Origin of the sequence: Jeotgalicoccus sp. S0W5 (assembly GCF_011634875.1) — a bacterium.
GTDB lineage: Bacteria > Bacillota > Bacilli > Staphylococcales > Salinicoccaceae > Jeotgalicoccus > Jeotgalicoccus marinus.
Genome location: NZ_SIRQ01000009.1, coordinates 1 through 2,032, shown reverse-complemented (window position 1 = coordinate 2,032; position 2,032 = coordinate 1). Strand labels below are relative to the sequence as shown.

The 2,032-nt window shown below is 28.4% G+C and carries 1 protein-coding gene and 2 pseudogenes; all 3 read left to right on the top strand.

All coding sequences use genetic code 11. The features are described from left to right. Positions 1-60: 60 nt before the first annotated feature. A pseudogene (locus EYB29_RS09225) lies at positions 61-831 on the top strand (replication initiation factor domain-containing protein); the annotation flags it as partial. Positions 832-868: 37 nt separating this feature from the next. Then, a complete protein-coding gene (locus EYB29_RS09220; RefSeq protein ID WP_166627105.1) occupies positions 869-1,405 on the top strand; it encodes a putative immunity protein in 537 nt (178 codons plus the stop codon). 205 nt (positions 1,406-1,610) lie between these two features. Beyond that, a pseudogene (gene mobV, locus EYB29_RS09215) lies at positions 1,611-1,973 on the top strand (MobV family relaxase); the annotation flags it as partial. Positions 1,974-2,032 lie beyond the last annotated feature (59 nt).

Sequence of the window (2,032 nt, the reverse complement as noted above, 5' to 3'; positions counted from 1 at the left end):
TCATACAGAAGACTCCTTTTTGTTAAAATTATACTATAAATTCAACTTTGCAACAGAACCGCTCAAAAGCTATCTGAATTTATGAGTCTTGAACCACAAATTAGACTTTGGGATATACTACAAACAAAATTTAAAGCTAAAGCTCTACAAGAAAAAGTTTATATTGAATATGACAAAGTAAAAGCAGATACGTGGGATAGACGTAATATGCGTGTTGAATTTAATCCGAATAAGCTTACGAATGAAGAAATGCTTTGGTTAAAACAAAACATTATCGACTACATGGAAGATGACGGTTTTACAAGATTAGACTTAGCTTTTGATTTTGAAGATGATTTAAGTGATTATTATGCAATAACTGATAAATCAGTTAAGAAAACTATTTTTTATGGTCGTAACGGTAAACCAGAAACGAAATATTTTGGTGTTCGTGACAGTGATAGATTTATTAGAATTTATAATAAAAAACAGGAACGTAAGGATAATGCAGATATTGAAGTTATTTCAGAACATTTATGGCGTGTAGAAATTGAATTAAAAAGGGATATGGTTGATTATTGGAACGATTGTTTTAATGATTTACATATTTTGAAACCTTCTTGGACTACTTTAGAAAAAATTAACGAGCAAGCTATGGTTTATACTTTGCTACATGAAGAAAGTATGTGGGGAAAACTAAGTAAGAATACTAAGTATAAATTTAAAAATTTAATTAAAGAAATATCTCCAGTTGATTTAACTGATTTAATGAAATCGACTTTAAAAGAGAACGAAAAACAATTGCAAAAGCAGATTGATTTTTGGCAGCGTAAATTTAGATTTTGGAAGTGAATTAAATAATTAAAAATAATAGTTGAGGTGGGTTGTTATGAATTTGAATGATTATGCTTGGAATAATCACGAAAAAAGATTAAAAGAAAATAATAAAATAACTATTCCATCAAAGTATAAAATTAAGATTAAAGATGATATCTATTTGAGAATAAAATTAGAGAATTTATTAGAAACGTTTTCACAAAAAATGTTAGCAGAATGGGCGTTATTAAATGCAAAAAGATTTATAAAATATATTGATGTAAGTGATGAACATTTAAAAAAGTCTGTGATTGATACTGCAGAAGATATTTTTTATAAAAGGTTAAATGGATCAGTAAATGCTTATGAGTTAAGACAAGTTGGTTTTTTAGCTAATAAATTATCAAAAGAATCTACTTCAGATTTAAGTAAGATTGCTTCTCGTGTTTTTGCTCAAGCAATTGCAACAGGGCATATGAGAGGACATGCTATTGTATCTTCTGATTATGCAGTGAAGTTTGTGAATTTAGAAAAGGATAATTGTGTCGATTCAGTTGTTGATGAAAGAAATGAACAACTGAATCTTGCGTATGAATTAAAGCAATTATAATTTTTAGCAACCACAATTTTGGTTGCTTAGGTTTAGGTTTTGAACTTATGGACTGACTTGTTCAGTCCATTTTTTGTGCTTGCACAAAAACAAGCCTCGCAGAGCACACGCACTAATGACTTATGAAACGTAGTAAATAAGTCTAGTGTGTTATACTTAATAGAAATAAAGTCCTTAAAAATATAATAAGTGGAGGGAGTTTAATATGTCTTATTCCATAATTCGAGTTGCTAAAGTCAAAGGAAAAACAAATACAACAGGTATTCAAAAACATGTACAAAGAGAAAATAAAAACTATGAAAATTTGGATATAGATTTAGAAAAATCACATTTGAATTATGATTTAGTAAATGATGAGCCGATTGAATTTAATTCGATGATTGATGAAAAAATTGAAGAGAATTATACAGGTAATAGAAAAATACGAAGTGATGCAGTTAAACATGTTGATGGCATTATTACGTCAGATAATGAATTTTTTGATTTTAAGTCACAAGAACAAATACAGGCCTTTTTTGAAGATTCAAAGCAATTTCTAGAAGATGAGTACGGAAAAGATAATTTACTTGGTTCTGTTGCAAAGTAAAAAATATAGCTAACCACTAATTTATCATGTCAGTGTTCGCT

Bases quoted from the DNA above. Each gene is read 5' to 3' on its own strand.
- EYB29_RS09220 (WP_166627105.1), top strand. From the start codon at position 869: ATGAATTTGAATGATTATGCTTGGAATAATCACGAAAAAAGATTAAAA.